The sequence below is a fragment of the Burkholderia arboris genome (genome assembly GCF_902499125.1).
GTDB classification, from domain to species: domain Bacteria; phylum Pseudomonadota; class Gammaproteobacteria; order Burkholderiales; family Burkholderiaceae; genus Burkholderia; species Burkholderia arboris.
Genome location: NZ_CABVPX010000002.1, coordinates 107,059 through 127,904, shown reverse-complemented (window position 1 = coordinate 127,904; position 20,846 = coordinate 107,059). Strand labels below are relative to the sequence as shown.

Here is a 20,846-nt window from a genome sequence, read left to right as displayed (position 1 = left end):
GCGTTACACTCACGGCCCGCTGTCTCGAAATTGTTCGCTGTCCACGATGTTGTCGCGCAATCGCCTCGCCGCTGCCTGTCTCGCCGCTTCCCTGCTCGCCACACCCTTCGCCGCCTTCGGCAAGACGCAAAGTGAATCGCTGCTCCAGCAGGCGATCGACCTCGTGTCGCGATGGCTGCCGGCCCCCACTCACGAAGCCCCCGCAACCCAGGTCGTCGAATCGGCGTTCTCGCCCGACGGCGGTGCCGAGGCGCTCGTGCTGAAAGCGATCGGGGCTGCGCGCAGCTCGATCCGCGTCGCCGCCTATTCGTTCACGTCGCCACCCGTCACGCGCGCGCTGCTTGACGCCAAACGACGCGGCGTCAATGTCGCGGTGGTGGTCGACGACAAGGGCAATCGCGCGAAGAGCAGCAAGCAGGCGCTGAACCTGCTCGTCAATGCGGGGATCCCGACGCGCACGATCGACGCGTATGCGATCCATCATGACAAGTACCTCGTGATCGACGCCGAACACGTCGAAACGGGTTCGTTCAACTACAGCGCGTCGGCCGCGAGCCGCAACTCCGAGAACGTCGTCGTGGTCTGGAACAATCCGCAACTCGCGTCGCGCTATCTCACGCACTGGCAAAGCCGCTTCGACCAGGGCACGCCGTACCGCTCCAGCTACTGACGCACGACACGCGCGCTCAACCGGCGCCCGACCGGCCGCATTCGATCCGCCCTGTCGCAAATGATCGGCGAGCGTGGCGCGGCGTTCAATTCGGCCGAATGGCCAGCGCACCGCACCGCGGATTGCCCGTCGCGCACGACGTCGCTGCATTCAATGGATGTCAGGCGCCCGCCCGGTCGCGGCGCCGGCATGTGCCGACGGCGCGCAGCGGTTCGCGTGCCCGTCCGCGCCGCTTGCCGAGTTCGCAGACAGGCCGTGAGCGCCTCCCGGCAGCACGTTGCTCACGCAATCGGTGCTGAATGCCAGCGCGCTCTGGACCATCGGGTAAATGAGATACAGCGCAAACGCGAGATAGCCCGCGTACAGAATTCGAACCATGGTGCGATGGGATGCGATGAACGATTGGACTCGCCCTATTTACGGCACGGCGACGACCACCTTGAGGTATCGCGCATCCGATTCCGCATCGGAACGAAACGTGGACCGATGACCACCACTTCTCACCGCATCTTCACCGATCCCGACAGAGCCGATCCACACCGCGGCGAGACGCGCGACGTGGCGAGGCATCGACAAATGCGCGATACTGTCCGACATACGATCCCGTGACCGGCGATGCAGCCGGGACAAGGCCAGGCCCATGCAAATCGCACCGAAACCGGCCAACGAGGCGGCCCGGCTCGATACGCTTCATTCGCTGTCGATCCTCGACACGCCGCCCGAAGAGCGTTTCGACCGCCTGACGCGTCTCGCACGCAGGCTGTTCGACGTACCGATCGCCCTCGTCAGCCTCGTCGACGAGAATCGCCAGTGGTTCAAGAGCCATGCAGGTCTCGACGCCGCGCAGACGTCGCGCGACGTGTCATTCTGCGCTCACGCCCTGCTCTCGGGCGACACGATGGTGATTCAGGACGCACTGAACGACAACCGCTTCCACGATAACCCGCTCGTCACCGGCACGCCCGGCATCCGCTTCTACGCCGGCCGGCCGCTCGCCGCGCCGAACGGCGCGCCCATCGGCACGCTGTGCCTGATCGACACGCGGCCGCGCTCGCTCGAACCCGAAGAGCTCGCGCTGCTCGGCGATCTCGCCCACATGACCGAGCGCGAAATCGCCGCGCTGCATTTCGCGACCACCGACGAACTCACGCAACTGACGAACCGGCGCGGCTTCGAGATCCTCGCCCGCCACGTGCTGAGCCTGTGCGATCGCCTCGGTCGTCACGCCGTGTTGCTGTTCTTCGACCTGAACGATTTCAAGGCGATCAACGACCGCTTCGGCCATGCAGAAGGCGACCGCGCGCTCAAGGCGTTCGCCGACACGCTGACGGGCGCGCTGCGCGACAGCGACGTCATCGCACGGCTCGGCGGCGACGAGTTCGTCGTGCTGTTGAGCGCCGCCGATCCGGCCGACGTCGCCGAGCCGGTCGAACGCGTGACGCAGGCGCTCGCGTTGCGCAACGCTGCCGACGCACGCGGCTATGCGATCCGGTTCAGCGTCGGGCACGTTGCCTACGATCCTGCACGCCATCACACCGTCGCCGACCTGCTGGCATCGGCCGATCGCCTGATGTACGAAGACAAGCAGCGCGGCAAGACAGCCGGCGCATGACCGTGATCGGTCCGGGCGCACGCGGCGGCCCGGGCCGCCGCGCAGTCGCTCGACCGCGGCTACGCGACTGTGTGACCGCGTCTGTTCAGCTCCCGCACGGCGGCGCGCTGGCCATTGCCGCCGCGATCTGTTCGGGTGTCAGGTCGCGCTGGTGCGTCGCGAGCGACCAGCGATGCCCGAACGGATCCTCGACCTGTCCGTACCGATCGCCCCAGAACATGTCGGCGGCCGGCATCGTGACCGTCGCGCCGGCCGCGACCGCCTTCGCGATCGCCGCATCGGTGTCCGGCACGTACAGGTGCAGGCAGACCGACGTGCCCTTCAGCGCCTTCGGCCCGAGCGCGCCGTGCTCGGGCATTTCATCCACCAGCATCAGTGTCGAATCGCCAATCGCGAGGCACGCGTGGGCGAGCCTGCCGTCGGGCATCGCGAGGCGAAACAGTTCGCTCGCATTGAATGCGCGCTTGTAGAAATCGATGGCTGCGGCCGCGCCCGCACAGATCAGATGCGGTGTCAGCGTGCGCATCCCTTCCGGGATCGGCTTGACGGACGTGGACATGGTGTCGCTCCTTCAGTCGGTTGTCGTATCGAAAATCGGGACGGACGCGCGATGCGCACGCCTCCGATGCTACGACGGACGACCCCGACGGAAATCGACATGGCACCCTGGATTTTTTTGTTTTCTTGAGTGCCGCGGTGCGCGGCGCGCAGTGCGGGCCTCATCGGCCCGTTCTGTCAGTCTCGTCGTCCTGCCTTCCGAACTGACGGCAACCGGCCCATCGACGCGGCGCCATGGCAGAGTACCGCGCTCGCTTGCACGGATCAGGCTCCGCTCCGCCGACGCCGGTCAATTACATACCTTGACGGTGCCGTTGCTCGTGCATTGACCGACGACCCAGTGACTCTGCCCTGCCAGAGAAGGGGCCAGGCCGATGCCGCGAATCGGCGCGGCCGGCGACGACGCAGGAACGGTTGCCGACGCGGTTTCGGGCGACGGTTGGACGGGCGCCCGCTCGGACGCGGCCTGGCAGGCGGTAAGCGCCAGACACAGCGCGAATGCTGATGGGCCGATGACGGATCGGAGCACGGTTGCGTGCGCGTTGGCGCGATGTGCGTCGGGTACCGGCTCGCCGTCAGATCTGCGGCAAATCGCGCAACGTGCGCGACTCGCTCGTTGCATCGATGTCGAGCTCGATGCCTTCCGACGCATCGCGATACAGCACGCGTTTCAGTCTGGGCCCGATCGCGGTGGCGTCCGATGCCGAGAAGATCGCGCGAACATCGTTGCCGGACGCGAGTGCGCGCGCCACGTCTGCCACCGGCGCTTCGCTCGGCGCCACCGCCCACGAGCGATCGGCCGGATTCACGGCCGCCCAGCGCACGTGCGTCACGCGCGCGCTGAGCGGATCGATTCGGACACCATTCACTGCAAACGTCGACATCGGCATCTCCCTTGAATTTTTCGCGGTCCGCCGCACACGGGCGGCGAATCGCGGACAGCCCGGAACGCGCAGACCTTACCCGCACGGCCCGCGATCATGCGCGCTGCTCCGGCCAACGCGATTTTCGATGATACATTGGGACGCTTTGCAACCGTCAACAGACAATCGTGTACGGGAGAAACACATGAGCGACGCCTGGGGAACCTTCCCTGCCAGAATGGGCGACCATCAGGCCTTCATCAGCTTCAATCACGGCTTTGCGGAAATCGCCGAAGGCGATCCGCGCACGTCGCTGCTCAGCGTCCGCGTGCCCTTCGCGCATCCGTCGCCCGAAGGCCTGCCGACCGGCGACGAATTCGCCGATCTCGCGAAGATCGAGGATCTGCTCGATGCCGCGATCACCGCGAAAGGCGGCGTGCAGGTCGGCCGCATCACCGTCGACGGCAACCGGGATTTTCTTTTCTACGTGCCGTTCGACGAAGAGGCCGCGGCGGAGATCGTCGACGCGCTGGCCGACCAGACGACCTATGCGCTTCAGTACGCCCATCAGGACGATCCGGACAAGGCAACCTACTGGCAGACCCTTTACCCGACCGACGACGACTGGCAGATCATGCGCGACATGCGCGTGCTGGATGCGCTGCGCCAGCAAGGCGATGCCGGCGACGTGAGCCGGTGCGTAATGCACTGGGCGTACTTCCCGGACCCGAGCGACGCGCACCAGTTCGCGGACTGGGCCGAAGCGAAAGGCTATCCGGTCGAATCGGTCGCGCCGACCGAAGACGGCAAGTCGGCCGTGCGGTTTTCGCACGAAGGCGCGACGACGCTGGCAGACATCACGCGCCATACGCTCGTGATCAATCGCGAAGTGCGCGCGCTCGGAGGGGACTACGACGGATGGGAAACCAGCGTCGAACAGGCCGGTTGAACGAATCGGCATGACCGCTGCGCACGGCACGATCCCATGCATGCGACGCAAAAAACATCCCGGCAGCGTTGTTACGCGCCGCCGGGATCAAGGCATCGCCGGCCGAAACCGGCGACGGGCCTGAGGGTTCGCTCAGGCACGAGGAAAGCGATTCGTGCGGGTCAGGCGATCGGATGCTCGGGCGCGCAATCAATACCGTTGTGCAGCCTGCCGAACGCCTGCCCGGTTCCGCCGACGCAGCCTTCCGGCGTCGGGCGGGCAAAAAGCCCCCGCTCCTGCGCGAGCGAGCGGGGAAACGGTTGACCGGGCCGGGGAAGAACGGTCAACCGTTCGGATTGTGATCGCGGGTCGCGCGACGGTCTGTGCGGCAACTCACCCTTTGGTGACAAGGTGACGGCAACCGGCCCGCTCGCGTGCCGCCAGGGAACGTCATGGCTCGGGCGCGACGCATGTCTTGCCGCCTTCGCTGACGACGACCGGCATCGCAGTGCAGCCTGTCGGCAGCGCCCTTCTTTTCATTTCATTTCCGGCAGTACGCGTTGTTTTAATTCGAGTGGATTTTTCAGCCCCGAGCGCAGTGTCGGATAAGTCACCGACACTGTCAAAGCAGGATTATTCTATTTTTTGAGCGATGCAATTCCAGCTTCATTCATTCGTGCCGAATTTCGCGAATACAATGACTTTCGTCATGAAAACCCGCTTTTTCATTAAGACAACCCACTGGAAAACCAGTCGGCAACCATATCGATCCAGTCGAGATCGCTAACGATTTCAATGACGGTCTCGCCGACGATATCGGCAGTCGACGAGTCTGTTGCCAGCGCCCCCGAAGCAACCGCACTCGCCTTCCCGATTTCGGCCGATGCACCAGACCTCGGATCGGCAAGCCGCTCCAGCCAGTCGACGATATTGGCACGCGCATCCTCTTCGTCGGCGAAATCATTTCGTTCGAGAAAGCGGTCGAACACGAGCCACGCGAGCGTCTTGCTTCGCGCATCGGATGCGAGCTGCCAGTCGACAACGGCGGTACGGCCGGACGCCCTGATTTCGAGCGCCGCAGTGAAACAGTAATCGAGATATTCGATCTCAAATTTCGATGACATCGCTTTCCCCGCTCAATCTGCCCTCTCGGTTCTAATGAAGCCCGGCGCCTGACGCACTTCGCGGCACTGTGTGAATCTTGCGTGAATGTCACGCAACGCGTCATTCCCGCTGGCAGTATCACGATATCCGCGTGGCCTGTCGATATGGATTGCAACCGCATGGCCGCATCCGTCCGTTCCGCGCTTCCGGTTCCGCTGCAGGTCGCTCCGTTTTCCTATTTCCGGTATCGACCTGCACCGCAGCGTTAATCGCACTGCTAAACTCGGACCACCGAGACCGCTTGCGCCACCAGAGGAAATAATGACACTCGCCCACGCACAACAGAGCGGCGTAGATGTCTGGATCATCCAGCTTCCCGGCCATACCCCCTATGCCTATACGCACCTCAAGCGGGTATTCTCGTCCGACGACTCGCGACACCGGGTCGTGACGATCGACCTGAAGAAGCTGCTGGCGTGCGCCGACCGCGATACCACGGACTATGTGCTGCCATCGGTTCAATACTGGGCCCCTGGAAAAGCCGCGGGCATTCGCGAATTCCTCGATCCGGACCAGGATCGGATTCCGGACATGCCATTCATCACGTTTCGCGAGACGAGAGCGCGCACGCTGCTCGGCATCCCCGGCCTGTCGAAAATCGGCGTTGCGTCGTTCCGTAACGGCCAGCATCGCGCGCGCTATCTCGCCTATGCCGGCGCGACGACCTTGCCCGTCGAAATCCACGAAACCGAGGCCGATTTGCTGATGCGGTATTGCGGCGAGTAACGGCCAATTGCGCTCGGCTTTCGCCCTGCATGGCGGCTGGGCGCGGGTGCATTCGCCGCCGCCGCTCGCGCCGATGCCGGCAGCCCTTCAAGCCTGTATCGCGTAAATCCGGTCGGTGACTTCCGTCTGGCCGATGCGGCTCGTTTCGACGGTGACCAGTTGCCAGCCGTTGTGTTCGTAGAAGCCGATCGCACGGACATTGCCGTCAAGCACTTGCAGGTGGACCTTGTCCACGCCGATCGACCGTGCCCACGCGCGCACGGCTTCGATCATGCGCTTGCCCGTGCCGCTGCCGTGATGCGAAGGATGGACGTGCAGGCAGTCGAGCAGCACACCGAGCGCCGGATCGACGGGACGCTCCGCGCTGACGAAGCCAACGGGTTCGCCATTCGATTCGGCGATCAGCACGAGGCCCCACTCGTCCTCATTGCGATCGAGATACTTGCGCCACCGGACCGCGTGTTCCGTCGGCACCTCGCCGGACAGATAGGCAGCCGGCAGGATATGGCTGTAGGCGGTTTGCCAGCTCAGCGTGTGCAGGCGAGCGATGTGGCTCGCGTCGCGAGGCGTCGCGGTGCGCAGTGTGGTCCGGGTGTCCGGCATCGGTGGCAACTCCTTCTGCTGGTGCTGGTGCTCGGCATGTCTCGTCGCACAATATACCGTGCTTTGCGGCATACCTTTCGCAGTGGCTCGCTGCCGCGAAATCGACGCGCAGTAGGCACAGGCAAAAAAAATCCCGACACCTTCTCCGGTCATCGGGATCGAACGGCCCTGCAAAGCATGAGGGCACGAGGAAGGCGATACATTACACCAACGTAAGCATGTTGCGCTTTGTCGGTTCGTGCCAAGTCCCTGCTCGATTCCGCCAATCACGCAACGACGGGCCGCGCTAAACGAAAAAAGCCTGCTCGCGCGAAACGCGAGCAGGCAAGAAAACGGATCAGCATTCGAGGCACGAGGGCTGTCCAGGGAAGATAACGGCACGGCGCGGGCAAACCTTAGGCAGGAGAAGAAGTGCCGCAGGCGAATGGGTGTGAACGTTGCTGGCGCAACGAAACGGAAACGCGGCGCGAATCGGGCTCGGGCCTTCTTTTGCCTCCGCGCCATCCACATTGCAGAGTTCAAGGAAGTGGGGCTATCGATTGATGTCGCGCACGATCGCGCGCCCAATTTCGAAGCCTGCCCGCTTCGCCTCTTCCGAGGTCTCGTACTCGGTGTCGAAGTCATATCGCCTGGGCGATTCGACTCCGTCTTTGCGAACCCGAACGTTCGCCATCCACGTGCTGCCGGGTGCCGGCTGCACGGACTCGACGATGATTTCGCAACCATCGAATTCGTCGAAATGGCATTCGATTCTTTCGTGCATATGGTGTCCCCGCACATTCGCCCGATGTTGCTGTCGGACAAGCGGCTTTACGAAGCCGCTCTTTTGAAGATCAACGCCGAAACTACGCTGCGCTCGATGAGTTGAATGCGCACATACAACTTCGTCAAAGACGCCCTGACGAAAAACCACTACGCCGTGCCTGCGTCCGAGCGCCAGAAAGCAAAAAGCCCGGTTCGATGAACCGGGCTTTTTGCTTGAATTTGTTGGGGTGGCTGATGGGACTCGAACCCACGACGACAGGAATCACAATCCTGGACTCTACCAACTGAGCTACAGCCACCACTGATACTGCTTGCTTCTCTTCGCTGTTTTGTTTCAGCAGCGAAGAACAAGATTATACGAAGTCTTTTGAATCTTGCAAAGCCTTTTTTTCAAAAATTTCTTCGGCTTCGATCAGATGCGCGCGCGCCTCGTCGAACACGGCCAGATCGCCGCGTGCGAGCTTCTTGTTGTCGGACAGCACGCGACGCCAGCCACGCGCGCCCGGCATGCCGCGATACAGCCCGAGCGCGTGACGCACGATCGCACCGAGGTAAGTCCCGCGCTTCAGTTCCGCCGCGCAGTATTCGATCAGTTGCGCTTCGGCCTCTTCGCGCGTCGGCACCGCGGCGGTCGATCCGTAGAAGCGCGTATCGACTTCGGCCAGCACAAACGGGTTGTGATACGCCTCGCGGCCCAGCATCACGCCATCGACGTGCTCGAGATGCTGCGCGACTTCGTCGAGCGTCGTGATGCCACCGTTGATCACGATCTCCAGAGACGGAAAATCGCGCTTCAACCGATACGCATAGTCGTACTTGAGCGGCGGAATCTCGCGATTCTCCTTCGGCGACAGCCCCTTCAGGATCGCGTTGCGCGCATGCACGACGAACGTTTCGCAACCGGCTTCGGCCACCGTGCCGACGAAATCTCGCACGAACGCGTAATCCTCGACCGCGTCGACGCCGATCCGGTGCTTGACCGTCACCGGCACCGACACCGCGTCGCGCATCGCCTTCACGCCGTCGGCGACGAGTTGCGGTTCGTTCATCAGGCACGCGCCGAACGCGCCGCGCTGCACGCGCTCGGACGGGCATCCGCAATTCAGGTTGATTTCGTCGTAGCCCCACTGCTCGCCGAGTTTCGCGGCGCGCGCGAGATCGTCACGCTCGCTGCCGCCCAGTTGCAGCGCGATCGGCGATTCGCTCGGCGTGAACGCGAGATGCCGCTGGGCATCGCCGAACAGCAGCGCGCCCGTCGTGATCATCTCCGTATACAGCCACGTGTTGCGCGTCAGCGTACGGTGGAACGACCGGCAATGACGGTCGGTCCAGTCGAGCATGGGCGCGACGGAGACGCGGCGGGGAGGAAGCGAGGACGGAACGGACATGGAAATCGGGCAACAGGCCAGGCGGCGCGGAAACAACCCGATATTTTACCGCAATACGGGCCGTGCCTGCCCGGCGAGCGCGCTACGCGTCGCCCAGCTCCGCATCGACCGCCCGGCGCGCCTCGTCGAACACGCGCTCGAGCACGCGCCGCTCGGTCAGCAACATCCCGTCGACCTTGACGAGCCGCCAGTCGATCCGCACGGCATCGCCCTGCAGCACGCGGTAGTGCGCATGCTCGCCATCCCAGACCTGCTCGGTCTTCACCTCGATCTCGAAACCGCGGTACGGCTCGCTGAAATCGCCGAGGTCGCTGCCTCTCGGTTCCATCGCACGCTCCGTGGCGACGCGGCGCCAGGCCGCCTGTGCAGCCGGCGCCGTGCGCTCAATCGTATTCGTTGGACAAAAAGGATTTGCCATCGGCCGTCAGGTCGACCCGGTCGGCCGTCGCCTGATAGATCAGCCCCTCGTTCAGCAACGCATAGACGACGTCGTCGAACGCGGCGGGAACCGGCCGGCTTTCGCCGAACTGGTCGATCCACTTCAGCGCCTCGATGGCTTCGGGGGAAAGGATGGGGGTCATGCGTTGGCCTCCGGCGTCGGTGTCGCTCCATCCTAGCACTTCGTCCGGAGGTCGAATACCGAGGCAAACGCGCCGATGAAATGCCGGTGCGGCGTCAACGGGCGCACCGCCCGCCGACACAGCACCGGCGCAGGACATGCGCGCTCAGAGACGCGCGATCGAAACTTCCGTCGACTTCACGAGCGCGACGACTTCCGCGCCGACCTTCAGTTCGAGTTCGTCGACCGAACGGGTCGTGATTACCGACGTGACGATGCCGAACGGCGTCTCGACGTCGACCTCGGACACCACGGAGCCGCGAATGATCTCCTTCACCTTGCCCTTGAACTGATTACGTACGTTGATTGCAGTGATGCTCATCGGGATGATCGCTCCGAAGAAAAAAGTCTCAGAACGGGCGGCCGGAGCCGCCCGGAATTAAACGGCCCAGCGGATCTGCCCGACCGGTCGAACGTTGTCTGCTTCATGCTCCGTGTACTGATCGGCCGCGCCAGGGCCGCCGGCGAGCACGCGCTTCAGCACGCGATCCTCCAGCGCCGCAAATGCGGCCGACGCGCGGGCACGCGGCCGGTCGAGCGGCACCGGCTGGTCGAGAGCCACACGCCCCTGCTCGATCAGCAGGATGCGGTCGCCGAGCGCGACGGCCTCCTGCACGTCGTGCGTGACGAGCAGCGCTGTGAACCGGTGCTCGCGCCACAACCGCTCGATCAGCGCATGCATCTCGATGCGGGTCAGCGCGTCGAGCGCGCCGAGCGGCTCGTCGAGCAACAGCAGTTGCGGCCTGTGCACGAGCGCCCGGGCCAGCGCGACGCGCTGCCGCTGGCCGCCCGACAGTTGCGCGGGCCAGTCGTTCGCGCGCTCCAGCAGGCCGACTTCATCGAGCACCGCACGCGCCTCGTCGCGTGCACCGCGCCCGAGGCCCAGCATCACGTTCTGCAGCACCGTTTTCCACGGCAGCAGGCGAGCATCCTGGTACATGATCCGCGTATCGAGCACGCCGCCGCCCTCGCCGCGCGTCACGAGCGCGCCGCTGCTCGGCTGCTCGAGTCCCGCGACGAGACGCAACAGCGTCGATTTCCCGCAGCCGCTGCGGCCGACGATCGCGACAAAGCTGCCGCGTGCGATGCCGAGCTCGACGTCGTCAAGCACCGTGCGGGCGCCGAACCGCTTGCTGACGCCCGACAGCGTCACCGCGTCGTCGGGCGCCGGGCTGCCCGCGCGCCGCCGCGCAAGCGGCACGACCGATGCGCCGCCGTCACGTTCGAGGATCGCCGCGTCACGCGCGTCGCCGTCCGTGACGCGCGCCTGCGCCAGCTCGACCTCGAGGTCTGCGCCGGCGAGCGGGCCGTAGGCGGCCGCCGAAGTCGTCGCATTCATGCCTTTGCTCCAGATTGATACGCGGGGTGCCAGCGCAGCGTCACGCGCTCGAGCCATTTCGCCAGCACATCGGCCAGCTTGCCGAGCACCGCGTACAGCAGGATGCCGACCACCACCACGTCAGTTTGCAGGAATTCACGCGCGTTCATCGTCATGTAGCCGATGCCCGACTGCGCGGAGATCGTTTCCGCAACGATCAGCATCACCCACATCAGCCCGAGCGCGAAGCGCACGCCAACGAGGATCGACGGCAACGCGCCAGGCAGGATCACGTCGCGGTACAACGCGAAACCGCGCACGCCGTAGCTCTTCGCCATCTCGATCAGGTTCGCGTCGACCGAGCGGATCCCGTGATACGTATTGATGTAGACCGGGAAGAACACGCCGAGCGCAACGAGGAACAGCTTCGCCTTCTCGTCGATGCCGAACCACAGGATCACGAGCGGAATCATCGCGAGCGCCGGGATGTTGCGGATCATCTGGATCGTCGAATCGAGCGCCACTTCGGCCGCTTTCGACAGGCCGGTCGCGAGCCCCAGCGCGAGGCCGACGCCGCCGCCGAACGCGAAACCGAACAACGCGCGCCACGTGCTGACCTTCACGTTCGCCCACATTTCGCCCGACGTCACGAGCGACCAGGCCGCGCGCACGACCGCAACCGGCTCGGGCAGCACGCGCGTCGACAGCCAGCCGGTGCGCGCACCGACTTCCCATACCACCAGCAGCGCGAGCGGCACGAGCCACGGCGCGACGCCGCGCCACGCGCGGGCCGCCACGACGGCGCCCGTCGTCGACGTTTTCGTTGTCATCGCAGGCCTCCTCACGCTCAGCTCTGGCTCGCCTTCGGCAGATAGCTGTTGCCGACGATCTCGCCGAACGGCCCCGACAGCGGGCCGGTCGCCTTCTCTGCGCCCTTGCCCTTGATCAGCGGGAACACGAGCTCGGCGAAGCGATACGACTCCTCGAGGTGCGGATAGCCGGACAGGATAAACGTCTCGATGCCCAGATCCGCGTATTCGCGCATGCGTTCCGCGACCTGCTCGGGATTGCCGACGAGCGCCGTGCCGGCACCGCCGCGCACGAGGCCGACGCCGGCCCACAGGTTCGGATACACCTCGAGCGCATCGCGACCGCCGCGCTTGCCGCCGTGCAGCGCCGCCATCCGGCGCTGGCCTTCCGAATCCATGTTCGCGAACGCCTGCTGTGCCCGCGCGATCGTGTCGTCGTCGAGACGGCTGATCAGGCGTTCGGCGTCACGCCATGCTTCGTCCTCGGTCTCGCGCACGATCACGTGCAGGCGGATGCCGAACTTGATCTTGCGACCGCGCGCTTCGGCGCGGGCCCGGATGTCGGCGATCTTCTTCGCGACGGCCTCGGGCGGCTCGCCCCAGGTCAGATAGGTATCGATGTGATCGGCGGCAATCGCGTGGGCGGCCGGCGACGAACCGCCGAACCACAGCGGCGGATGCGGACGCTGCACGGGCGGATAAAGCGCCTTGCCGCCTTTCGACTGCAGGTGCTTGCCGATGTAGTCGAAGCCGCCGTTGTCGTGCGATGCGGTCAGCAGCCCGCGCCAGATGTTCAGAAAATCGTCGGTGATCTCGTAGCGGGTGTCGTGATCGGCAAACAGGCCGTCGCCTTCGAGCTCGGTCGCATCGCCCCCCGTCACGACGTTGATCAGCAGGCGGCCGCCCGACAGGCGGTCGAACGTCGCGGCCATCCGCGCCGCGAGGCCCGGCGACGCGATGCCGGGGCGCACGGCGACCAGGAATTTCAGGCGTTGCGTCGCCGGAATAAGGCTCGACGCGACGACCCACGCATCCTCGCAGGAGCGGCCGGTCGGCAGCAGCACGCCGTCGTAGCCAAGCGTATCGGCCGCTACCGCGACCTGCTTGAAGTAGTCGTAATCCGCGGCGCGCGCGCCTTCGGCCGTGCCGAGATAGCGGCTGTCGCCATGCGTGGGAATAAACCAGAACACGTTCATCTGCTGCTCCTGCTTGACTGTCACTGCCGAAATTTTGAAAAAACATCGCCCTGCTCGCGTCGCGGATGCGCGGCGCATGCATGGTGTGCGTTCGAATCGGGATGGCTCGCCGGTCAGGCCGTGCAGCGGGCGAGGACGCGATTGCACGGCTGTTTCTGGGAAATCAGTCTAGGGATCGGTGCAGGGCTTTGGAACGATTTTTTTGAGCTTAGGTTTTCCGCTTTCCTGATTAGCACGACGCTGGAGCGAATATCGCCGCGGCCGGGCCCTATAATGACGCACCTATCCGAATAACTCCGCGTGTACGGCCTCGGCCGTGCGCGCCTGCGGTGCACTCATCGATGCAGAAAGTCATCCTGCCATTCCTGTCCGGCTTCCTGGCCGCCCTGTTCTTCCGCGAGGCGACGCTCGCCCTCCTTCACACGGCCGATCTGATCGCCGCAACCGGCTTCTCGACGCAGCCGTTCGCGCCGCTCGGCATTCCTGAATTTGTCGCGAATGCGCTGATCAGCGCGTGCTGTGCCATCCCGATGGCGTGGCTGCTGCGCGTATCGCCTGAGCGCGAGGCCTCGTGGATCGGCGCGCTCGTGTTCGGCGGCATCGTGCTGACGGCCGCCCGCGTGTTCGCGATCGATCCGCTGCGCGGCATCTGGCCGTCGGGCAACATGATGCCCGTGCTCGCGGCCGGCTTCGCCGCGAATGCGGTATGGGGCTTCGGCGCGCTCGTGTTCATGCGTGCGTTCATGTCCGACGACGCGGGCGACGAATAACGCTCGCACGGGCACCAAGCCCTTCGGCCGCGGACCGGTCGACCTCCGCAAAAAAAGGCCGCCTGCTTCTGCAGGCGGCCTTTTCGTTTCCGTCTCGCGTGCCGGTCAGCCCGGACGACGTCAGTCCTTCAGCTTCCGCAGCGGATGCGTATCGGGCGTCCACGGGCTGTCGAACATCGCCGCCACGTCTGCGCGCTGAACATCGGCCGCCGACTTGAAGCGCCACACGGGCTGGTGATCCTTGTCGACGATCAGCGCGCGCACGCCTTCGATCACGTCGCCGCGCGCGAACGTCGAGCGCGTGAGATCGAGATCGCGTCGCAGGCAATCGGCCATCGTCGCGCCGCGCGCGCGTTCGACGACTTCGAGCGACACGGCCATCGACAACGGCGACAGTTGCTCACGCATCGTGTGCGTCGCCTTCTCGACCCACCCGTCGACGGCCGCGCAATCCTGCTCCGCGTCGAGCGACGCGAGGATCGCGTTGAGGTCGGGCTGCGCAAAATGCCGATCGATCCCGGCGCGCGCATCGGCCAGCGCCGACGTGTCGGGCGTCGGCACGACCTTGTGCGCGGCCGCTGCATCGGCGACGCAGGCGACGGCCTGCGCGCCGCTGTCGACCGGCGCGCTGTGCAGCGTGTCGAACAACGCCGGCAGCGCGGCATCGGGCAGATAGACGTCGGCGAGTTGCGCGTACAGGGCGTCGGCTGCGCCGAGCGCCGCACCGGTCACCGCGAGATAGCGGCCAAGCGCACCGGGCGTGCGCGCGAGAAACCAGCTCATCCCCACGTCCGGGAACAGGCCAATGCGCGTTTCGGGCATCGCCATCTTCGTCGAGTCGGTCACGACGCGCAGGCCGCCCGTATGCCGGGCCGCCTGAGAAATGCCCATGCCGCCCCCCATCACGACGCCGTGCATCAGCGCGATATACGGCTTCGGATAGGTAAAGATCGCATGGTTCAGCGTGTATTCCTCGATGAAGAACGTGTCGACCGCGTCGCGGTCGCCGCGCTGCCATGCATCGTGGAAGAAGCGCACGTCGCCGCCCGCGCAGAACGCGCGCGGGTGCGGGCTGTGCACGACGACCGCGACGACATCGGGATCGTCGCGCCACGCATCGAGCGCCTGCTGCATCAGCCGGATCATGCCGACCGACAGCGCGTTCAGCGCCTTCGGCCGGTTCAGTTCGAGAAAGCCGATGCGGTTCGCGACATACGCACGCACATCGGGCTGGGCGGATTCGGCGGAAACGGCAGCGGAAGTGGAATCGGTCATGAGAGTCATCCGGCAAACGGCAGTCGCACGCTCAGTGCGCCTGCATCTTCGAGAACAGGTTCAGCACCACGACGCCCGAGATGATCAGCCCCAGGCCGATCACCGCCGGCAGGTCCGGCACCTGACGATAGAGCAGCATCGCGACGAGCGTGATCAGCACGATGCCGGCGCCCGACCAGACTGCATAGATGATGCCGACGGGCATCGTGCGCAACGTGAGCGACAGGCAGTAGAACGCGATGCCGTAACCGGCGACGACGAGCGTCGACGGCCAGAAGCGCGTGAAGCCGTCCGCCGCGCGCAGCGCGGACGTGCCGACCACTTCCGCGACGATCGCGATCGCGAGCCATGCGTAACCGGGCAGTTGCATCGCTCAGCTCCTGGCGAGAGACAGTACGGCATAGTCGTGGCCGAGTTCCGCACACAACGCCTCGACGACGAATTCGTGATCCGCGCGCTGCGGCAGCCCCGACGCTGTGATCGAGCCGATCACGCCGGCGCCGGCGACGGTCAGCGGAAACGAGCCGCCATGCGGCGCATATTCGGCGATCGGCAACCCGTGCTTGTCGGCGAGCGTAGCGCCGGCCTGCTGCATGCGCAGGCCGATCGCATACGAGCTGCGGCGGAAATGCGCGACGACGTTGCGCTTGCGGCGCACCCAGTCGGCATTGTCGGGCGTCGCGCCGGCGAGCGCCGCGTAGAACAGCGGCTGGCCGAACGTGACGATGTCGATCGCGACCGCATGGCCGCGCGACGTCGCGAGCGCATGCATCCGGTTGCCGAGCGCCCATGCGCGGGCCGGGTCGAAATGGGGAAACACGAGCGCCTGTTCCTGCGCGCCGATCGATTGCAGATCGTGAGCGATGTCCATGAATCCGTCGATGCAGTGATGAGAGTCGCAACGGGGCCGACGCGATCGCGCATGGCCCCGCTGAATAGGAGACGAAACAAACCGCTTGATTCTAGCGCACGTACCCGCCGTACCGGCCCCACAAGCAGCGACAAGAAATTGTCAGAAAGCGCTTGCACGCATTCGGGATAACCCATATAATTCATTTCTTCGACGGACGCGGGGTGGAGCAGTCTGGCAGCTCGTCGGGCTCATAACCCGAAGGTCGTAGGTTCAAATCCTACCCCCGCAACCAACCGTCCAGAATTACGCAAAAAGCCCGGCTCAGCGCCGGGCTTTTTGTTTTTCCGCGCCCGAGCGCCGCGCCCTCTTCGCGCATGCGCACCTCCGCTTCGCACGTCGTGCCGCCTGCATGCGCTGGCGTTCAAGAATGCCGCGCCCCGGTGATACACTCGCATCACCTCGTCCCTTCCACTCGACATGAAATTCTGCTCCGTCTGCGGTCACGAAGTCATCGCGCGCATTCCTCCGGGCGACAACCGCGAGCGCTTCGTCTGCGATCACTGCGGCACGATCCACTATCAGAATCCGCGCAACGTGGTCGGCACGGTCCCGGTCTGGGGCGACCAGATCCTGCTGTGCCGCCGCGCGATCGAACCGCGCTACGGGTTCTGGACCCTGCCGGCAGGTTTCATGGAAATGGGCGAGACGACGGCGGAAGCCGCCGCACGCGAAACGCTCGAGGAAGCCGGCGCGCGCGTCGAAGTGCAGAACCTGTTCACGCTGCTCAACGTGCCGCACGTGCACCAGGTCCACCTGTTCTACCTCGCACGGCTCACCGATCCAGCGTTCGAAGCCGGCGAGGAAAGCCTCGAGGTGAAGCTGTTCGACGAAGCCGACATCCCGTGGGACGAGATTGCGTTCCCGACCGTCAGCCAGACCCTGCGATTCTTCTTCGCCGATCGCGCCGCGGGCGACTACGGCGTGCACACCGGCGATATCTTCCGCTCGCTGCGCAACGGCTGAGCCCCCGCCCCATGGTCCCCTGGCTCGGCCCGGACGATCCGTTTCCGTCCATCGAACGCGCGCTCGGTCCCGCGACCGGCGCGCCCGGGCTGCTCGCCGCGAGCGCCGACCTGCTGCCGTCGCGCCTCATCGACGCATACCTGCGCGGCATTTTCCCGTGGTACTCGGACGGCCAGCCGGTGCTGTGGTGGAGCCCCGACCCGCGCATGATCCTCGTGCCGGCCGAATTCAAGGTGTCGCCTTCGCTGCGCAAGACGCTGAAGCGCGTGCTGCGCCAGCCCGAATGGGAAGTACGCGTCGATTACGACTTTGCCGGCGTGATGCGCGCCTGTGCGCAGGCGCCGCGGCGCGGGCAGCGCGGCACATGGATCACCGCCGAGATCATCGACGCCTATACGTCGCTCTACCGCTCCGGCAACGCGCACAGCATCGAGACGTGGCATGACGGGCGTCGCGTCGGCGGCCTGTACGGCGTGTCGTTCGGGCGGATGTTTTTCGGCGAGTCGATGTATGCGGACGCGACCGACGCCTCGAAAATCGCGCTGGCCACGCTCATCGCGCACCTTCGCGGGCAGGGGCTGGAGATGATAGACTGCCAGCAGAATACGTCGCATCTAGCGTCGCTCGGCGGCCGCGAGATCGCACGCAAGGCCTTTGTCGCTCACGTGCGCAGCGCGGTAGCCGAACCGCCGATTCCGTGGCAGTTCGACAAGCGCGTGCTCACCGCGCTGACGGGCCCCGCCGAAACGGCGGCGCCCTCCGGGACCGAGCGCTAGCGCGGCACTCCTTCCCTGCATCGAGAGCTGCCCATGACTCACCCGACTGAGCTGCCGCTTTCACCGCTTTCGGCGCTGCAATTCTATGCAACGGCGCCCTATCCGTGCAGCTATCTGGACGGCCGCATCGCGCGCTCGCAAGTCGCGACGCCGAGCCACCTGATCAATTCCGACATCTACACCGAACTCGTGAAGGCCGGCTTCCGCCGCTCGGGGGTCTTCACGTACCGTCCGTACTGCGACGGCTGCCGCGCATGCGTGCCGGTGCGCGTGCCCGTCGGCGAGTTCGTGCCGTCACGCACCCAGCGCAGGATGTGGAAACGGCACCGCGCGCTGATTGCGACGGTTTCGCCGCTGCACTACGACGAAGAGCACTATGCGCTCTACATGCGCTACCAGTCCGCGCGCCACGCGGGCGGCGGCATGGATCGCGACAGCCGCGACCAGTACGAGCAGTTCCTGCTGCAGAGCCGGATCAACTCGCGTCTCGTCGAATTCCGCGACCTCGACGCGCCGGGCGGCGAGCCCGGCAAGCTGCGCATGGTCAGCATGATCGACATCCTCGGCGACGGGCTGTCGTCGGTCTACACGTTCTTCGAGCCCGACGACCAGCACACGAGTTACGGCACCTACAACATCCTGTGGCAGATCGAACAGGCGAGAAGCCTCGGCCTGCCGTACGTGTACCTCGGCTACTGGATCCGCGAGAGCCCGAAGATGGCCTACAAGGCGAACTTCCATCCGCTCGAGGGGCTGATCGACGGCCGCTGGAAGACGCTCGATCCGGACCGCATCGACCTGCCGCCCGTCGACGCGGCGCTGGCCCGCGCGCCGCTGCCCGGCGGGCATTCCGGCTCCGGTTGATGCACGCCGCGGCGGCTACGAAGCGAAGCACGCCCCTGCCGCCCAACTCCCGGTAAAATAGCGGGTTGTCATTCATTCCGGCCGTCCGCCCAATTCCCGTGTTCAGTTCCCTCTATCCGCTGGCCCGCGCATCCCTGTTCAAAATGGATGCGGAAGACGCTCACCACCTTACGCTGCGCGCGCTCGGCGCGGCCGGCCGCACGGGCCTCGCCTGCGCGCTGTCGGCCCGCGTGCCGGACGCGCCGCGCACCGTGATGGGGCTCACGTTCCGCAACCCGGTCGGCCTCGCGGCCGGCCTCGACAAGGACGGCGCGGCCATCGACGGCCTGGCGGCGCTCGGTTTCGGCTTCATCGAGGTCGGCACGGTCACGCCGCGCGCACAGCCCGGCAACCCGCGCCCGCGGATGTTCCGCCTGCCGCAGGCCGAAGCGCTGATCAACCGGATGGGCTTCAACAACCACGGCGTCGACCAGTTCGTGAAGAACGTCCAGGCGGCCCGCTATCGCGGCATCCTCGGCCTGAACATCGGCAAGAACGCCGACACGCCGATCGAGCGCGCCGCCGAGGACTACCTGTACTGCCTCGAGCGCGTGTACCCGTTCGCGAGCTACGTGACGATCAACATTTCGTCGCCGAACACGAAGAACCTGCGCCAGTTGCAGGGCGCCGGCGAACTCGACGCCCTGCTCGCCGCGCTGAAGGACAAGCAGCAGCGCCTCGCCGACCTGCACGGCAAGCTCGTGCCGCTCGCGCTGAAGATCGCGCCCGATCTCGACGACGAACAGGTCAAGGAAATCGGCGACACGCTGCTGCGCCACAAGATCGAAGCGGTCATCGCCACCAACACGACGCTGTCGCGCGCGGCCGTCCAGGGCCTGCCGCATGCGGACGAAGCCGGCGGCCTGTCGGGCCGCCCCGTGTTCGACGCGTCGAATGAAGTGATCCGCAAGCTGCACGCCGAAGTCGGCAACGACGTGCCGATCATCGGCGTCGGCGGGATTTTCTCGGGCGAAGACGCCCGCGCGAAGCTCGCGGCCGGCGCGGCGCTCGTCCAGCTTTACACCGGCTTCATCTACCGCGGCCCGGCGCTCGTGTCGGAATGCGTGAAGGCGATCGCCCGCGAACGCACCGCGTAATATAGACATAAACAAACTGTATTTAATGGTCGATAGCGTTTTTGCTATCATCGACCTTACTACCAGAATCATTGACCCGGACAGGGCAAGGACACACACGATGAAATTTTCGCTGCTGAAGAAGCTGCTGGTCGCCGGCCTGATCGGCACGTCGTTCGCCGCCGCGACCGCGCATGCGGCCGACCTCCTCGACCAGGTCAAACAGCGCGGCACGCTGCGCATCGGCCTCGAAGGCACGTTCCCCCCGTTCAACTCGAAGAACCCGCAAGGCGAACTCGTCGGCTTCGACGTCGACATCGCGAAGGCTGTCGCGGCAAAGCTCGGCGTGAAGGCGGAATTCGTGACGACCGAATGGAGCGGCATCATCGCGGGCCTGCAGGCCGGCAAGTTCGACGTGATCGCCAACCAGGTCGGCATCACCGACAAGCGCAAGGAAACGCTCGACTTCTCGCCGGCATACACGTACTCGTCCGCGCAGTTGATCCAGCGCAAGGACGACACGCGTGAGTTCAAGTCGCTGGACGACCTGAAGGGCAAGAAGCTCGGCGTCGCGCTCGGCACGAACTACATGGACATGGCGAAGTCGGTGCCCGGCATCGACGTGAAGACGTACCCGGGTGCGCCCGAGTACCTGCGCGATCTCGCGGCCGGCCGCCTCGACGCAGCGCTCAACGACCGCCTGATGCTCGCGTACCTGACGAAGAACTCTCAACTGCCGCTGCGCCCGGGCGCGAACGTCGGCTCGGCAAACCCGTCGGGCATCCCGTTCAAGAAGGGCAACCCGAAGTTCCAGAAGGCGATCGACGACGCGATGGCGCAACTCGAAGCCGACGGCACGTTCACGAAGATCTCGGACAAGTGGTTCGGCATCGACGTGACGAAACCGATCAAGTAAGCACGCCTGCATTTCCCGCCTGACGGCGGGCCGGA

General features: G+C 65.3%; 27 protein-coding genes and 2 tRNA genes. 11 read left to right on the top strand and 18 right to left on the bottom strand.

The features are described from left to right. Positions 1-46 precede the first annotated feature (46 nt). Entirely contained in the window at positions 47-670 is a 624-nt protein-coding gene (locus BLA15945_RS03085; protein WP_174991448.1) for a phospholipase D family nuclease, read from the top strand. A gap of 150 nt (positions 671-820) precedes the next feature. Here BLA15945_RS03085 and BLA15945_RS03080 read toward each other — a convergent pair whose 3' ends face one another. Next, positions 821-1,048, bottom strand: a complete 228-nt coding sequence (locus BLA15945_RS03080; protein WP_059234419.1) for a hypothetical protein — start codon at positions 1,046-1,048, stop codon at positions 821-823. 262 nt (positions 1,049-1,310) lie between these two features. Here BLA15945_RS03080 and BLA15945_RS03075 point away from each other — a divergent pair, with 262 nt between their 5' ends. Beyond that, the gene (locus BLA15945_RS03075) at positions 1,311-2,282 is read left to right on the top strand and encodes a sensor domain-containing diguanylate cyclase (protein WP_174991447.1); all 972 of its coding nucleotides are present in this window, start codon (positions 1,311-1,313) and stop codon (positions 2,280-2,282) included. A gap of 85 nt (positions 2,283-2,367) precedes the next feature. On the opposite strand, the gene BLA15945_RS03070 is transcribed toward BLA15945_RS03075, so the two are convergent. The 3 genes from BLA15945_RS03070 to BLA15945_RS03065 form a co-directional block, all read right to left on the bottom strand. Beyond that, positions 2,368-2,841, bottom strand: a complete 474-nt coding sequence (locus BLA15945_RS03070) for a VOC family protein (RefSeq protein ID WP_059234425.1) — start codon at positions 2,839-2,841, stop codon at positions 2,368-2,370. Positions 2,842-3,129: 288 nt separating this feature from the next. After that, positions 3,130-3,369 (bottom strand): hypothetical protein, encoded by a 240-nt coding sequence (locus tag BLA15945_RS37935; protein ID WP_407045083.1) that lies wholly within the window; start codon positions 3,367-3,369, stop codon positions 3,130-3,132. 46 nt (positions 3,370-3,415) lie between these two features. Beyond that, complete coding sequence (locus tag BLA15945_RS03065) at positions 3,416-3,724, bottom strand: phosphatidylserine/phosphatidylglycerophosphate/cardiolipin synthase (RefSeq protein ID WP_174991446.1); 309 nt, start codon at positions 3,722-3,724, stop codon at positions 3,416-3,418. A 184-nt stretch (positions 3,725-3,908) separates the two neighbouring features. Here BLA15945_RS03065 and BLA15945_RS03060 point away from each other — a divergent pair, with 184 nt between their 5' ends. Continuing rightward, positions 3,909-4,652 carry a DUF695 domain-containing protein gene (locus BLA15945_RS03060; protein WP_174991445.1) on the top strand — a complete coding sequence of 248 codons (744 nt, stop codon included), beginning with the start codon at positions 3,909-3,911 and terminating at the stop codon, positions 4,650-4,652. A gap of 707 nt (positions 4,653-5,359) precedes the next feature. Here BLA15945_RS03060 and BLA15945_RS03055 read toward each other — a convergent pair. After that, positions 5,360-5,755, bottom strand: a complete 396-nt coding sequence (locus BLA15945_RS03055) for a hypothetical protein (RefSeq protein ID WP_059234429.1) — start codon at positions 5,753-5,755, stop codon at positions 5,360-5,362. A gap of 301 nt (positions 5,756-6,056) precedes the next feature. Here BLA15945_RS03055 and BLA15945_RS03050 point away from each other — a divergent pair, with 301 nt between their 5' ends. Further along, the gene (locus BLA15945_RS03050) at positions 6,057-6,521 is read left to right on the top strand and encodes a plasmid fertility inhibition factor family protein (RefSeq protein WP_059234430.1); all 465 of its coding nucleotides are present in this window, start codon (positions 6,057-6,059) and stop codon (positions 6,519-6,521) included. Between the two features lie 87 nt (positions 6,522-6,608). On the opposite strand, the gene BLA15945_RS03045 is transcribed toward BLA15945_RS03050, so the two are convergent. The 10 genes from BLA15945_RS03045 to ssuD form a co-directional block, all read right to left on the bottom strand. Next, on the bottom strand, positions 6,609-7,124 hold the full coding sequence (locus BLA15945_RS03045) for a GNAT family N-acetyltransferase (RefSeq protein ID WP_174991582.1): 516 nt from the start codon (positions 7,122-7,124) through the stop codon (positions 6,609-6,611). 532 nt (positions 7,125-7,656) lie between these two features. Further along, a complete protein-coding gene (locus tag BLA15945_RS37930) occupies positions 7,657-7,887 on the bottom strand; it encodes a DUF6566 family protein (RefSeq protein ID WP_059234434.1) in 231 nt (76 codons plus the stop codon). Positions 7,888-8,112: 225 nt separating this feature from the next. Next, positions 8,113-8,188 (bottom strand) — tRNA-His (locus BLA15945_RS03035). Between the two features lie 54 nt (positions 8,189-8,242). Continuing rightward, entirely contained in the window at positions 8,243-9,229 is a 987-nt protein-coding gene (dusA, locus tag BLA15945_RS03030; protein WP_059234568.1) for a tRNA dihydrouridine(20/20a) synthase DusA, read from the bottom strand. A 130-nt stretch (positions 9,230-9,359) separates the two neighbouring features. After that, positions 9,360-9,605 (bottom strand): hypothetical protein, encoded by a 246-nt coding sequence (locus tag BLA15945_RS03025; RefSeq protein WP_174991443.1) that lies wholly within the window; start codon positions 9,603-9,605, stop codon positions 9,360-9,362. A gap of 55 nt (positions 9,606-9,660) precedes the next feature. Continuing rightward, positions 9,661-9,858, bottom strand: coding sequence for a hypothetical protein (locus BLA15945_RS03020; protein WP_059234572.1), 198 nt, complete (start codon positions 9,856-9,858; stop codon positions 9,661-9,663). A 144-nt stretch (positions 9,859-10,002) separates the two neighbouring features. Next, positions 10,003-10,218 (bottom strand): TOBE domain-containing protein, encoded by a 216-nt coding sequence (locus tag BLA15945_RS03015; RefSeq protein WP_006476104.1) that lies wholly within the window; start codon positions 10,216-10,218, stop codon positions 10,003-10,005. A gap of 57 nt (positions 10,219-10,275) precedes the next feature. Next, positions 10,276-11,235: an ATP-binding cassette domain-containing protein gene (locus BLA15945_RS03010; RefSeq protein ID WP_174991442.1), complete on the bottom strand. Its 960-nt coding sequence runs from the start codon at positions 11,233-11,235 to the stop codon at positions 10,276-10,278. After that, positions 11,232-12,044: an aliphatic sulfonate ABC transporter permease SsuC gene (gene ssuC, locus BLA15945_RS03005; RefSeq protein ID WP_174991441.1), complete on the bottom strand. Its 813-nt coding sequence runs from the start codon at positions 12,042-12,044 to the stop codon at positions 11,232-11,234. Before ssuC ends, BLA15945_RS03010 begins: the two co-directional genes overlap by 4 nt. A gap of 17 nt (positions 12,045-12,061) precedes the next feature. Next, the gene (gene ssuD / locus BLA15945_RS03000; protein ID WP_174991440.1) at positions 12,062-13,219 is read right to left on the bottom strand and encodes an FMNH2-dependent alkanesulfonate monooxygenase; all 1,158 of its coding nucleotides are present in this window, start codon (positions 13,217-13,219) and stop codon (positions 12,062-12,064) included. 341 nt (positions 13,220-13,560) lie between these two features. Between ssuD and BLA15945_RS02995 the strand changes: the two genes are divergently transcribed. Then, on the top strand, positions 13,561-13,989 hold the full coding sequence (locus BLA15945_RS02995; RefSeq protein WP_006484223.1) for a hypothetical protein: 429 nt from the start codon (positions 13,561-13,563) through the stop codon (positions 13,987-13,989). Between the two features lie 120 nt (positions 13,990-14,109). Here BLA15945_RS02995 and BLA15945_RS02990 read toward each other — a convergent pair whose 3' ends face one another. The 3 genes from BLA15945_RS02990 to BLA15945_RS02980 are packed head-to-tail and all read right to left on the bottom strand — an operon-like array spanning position 14,110 to position 16,135. Then, positions 14,110-15,264 (bottom strand): enoyl-CoA hydratase/isomerase family protein, encoded by a 1,155-nt coding sequence (locus tag BLA15945_RS02990; RefSeq protein ID WP_174991439.1) that lies wholly within the window; start codon positions 15,262-15,264, stop codon positions 14,110-14,112. A gap of 31 nt (positions 15,265-15,295) precedes the next feature. Beyond that, positions 15,296-15,628: a DMT family transporter gene (locus tag BLA15945_RS02985; RefSeq protein WP_404823581.1), complete on the bottom strand. Its 333-nt coding sequence runs from the start codon at positions 15,626-15,628 to the stop codon at positions 15,296-15,298. Between the two features lie 9 nt (positions 15,629-15,637). Continuing rightward, entirely contained in the window at positions 15,638-16,135 is a 498-nt protein-coding gene (locus tag BLA15945_RS02980) for a heme-degrading domain-containing protein (protein WP_059234583.1), read from the bottom strand. Positions 16,136-16,332: 197 nt separating this feature from the next. On the opposite strand from BLA15945_RS02980, the gene BLA15945_RS02975 reads away from it, so the two are divergent. The 6 genes from BLA15945_RS02975 to BLA15945_RS02950 all read left to right on the top strand — a co-directional run bounded on the left by BLA15945_RS02975 (position 16,333) and on the right by BLA15945_RS02950 (position 20,811). Then, positions 16,333-16,409, top strand: a tRNA-Met gene (locus BLA15945_RS02975). A 185-nt stretch (positions 16,410-16,594) separates the two neighbouring features. After that, a complete protein-coding gene (locus BLA15945_RS02970) occupies positions 16,595-17,140 on the top strand; it encodes an NUDIX hydrolase (protein ID WP_011351855.1) in 546 nt (181 codons plus the stop codon). Positions 17,141-17,151: 11 nt separating this feature from the next. Then, on the top strand, positions 17,152-17,916 hold the full coding sequence (gene aat / locus BLA15945_RS02965; RefSeq protein WP_059234585.1) for a leucyl/phenylalanyl-tRNA--protein transferase: 765 nt from the start codon (positions 17,152-17,154) through the stop codon (positions 17,914-17,916). Positions 17,917-17,949: 33 nt separating this feature from the next. Further along, positions 17,950-18,780 carry an arginyltransferase gene (locus BLA15945_RS02960; protein WP_059234587.1) on the top strand — a complete coding sequence of 277 codons (831 nt, stop codon included), beginning with the start codon at positions 17,950-17,952 and terminating at the stop codon, positions 18,778-18,780. Between the two features lie 98 nt (positions 18,781-18,878). Beyond that, positions 18,879-19,916, top strand: coding sequence for a quinone-dependent dihydroorotate dehydrogenase (locus tag BLA15945_RS02955; RefSeq protein WP_059234588.1), 1,038 nt, complete (start codon positions 18,879-18,881; stop codon positions 19,914-19,916). A gap of 100 nt (positions 19,917-20,016) precedes the next feature. Continuing rightward, the gene (locus tag BLA15945_RS02950; RefSeq protein WP_059234590.1) at positions 20,017-20,811 is read left to right on the top strand and encodes a cystine ABC transporter substrate-binding protein; all 795 of its coding nucleotides are present in this window, start codon (positions 20,017-20,019) and stop codon (positions 20,809-20,811) included. The last annotated feature ends 35 nt before the right edge of the window (positions 20,812-20,846 follow it).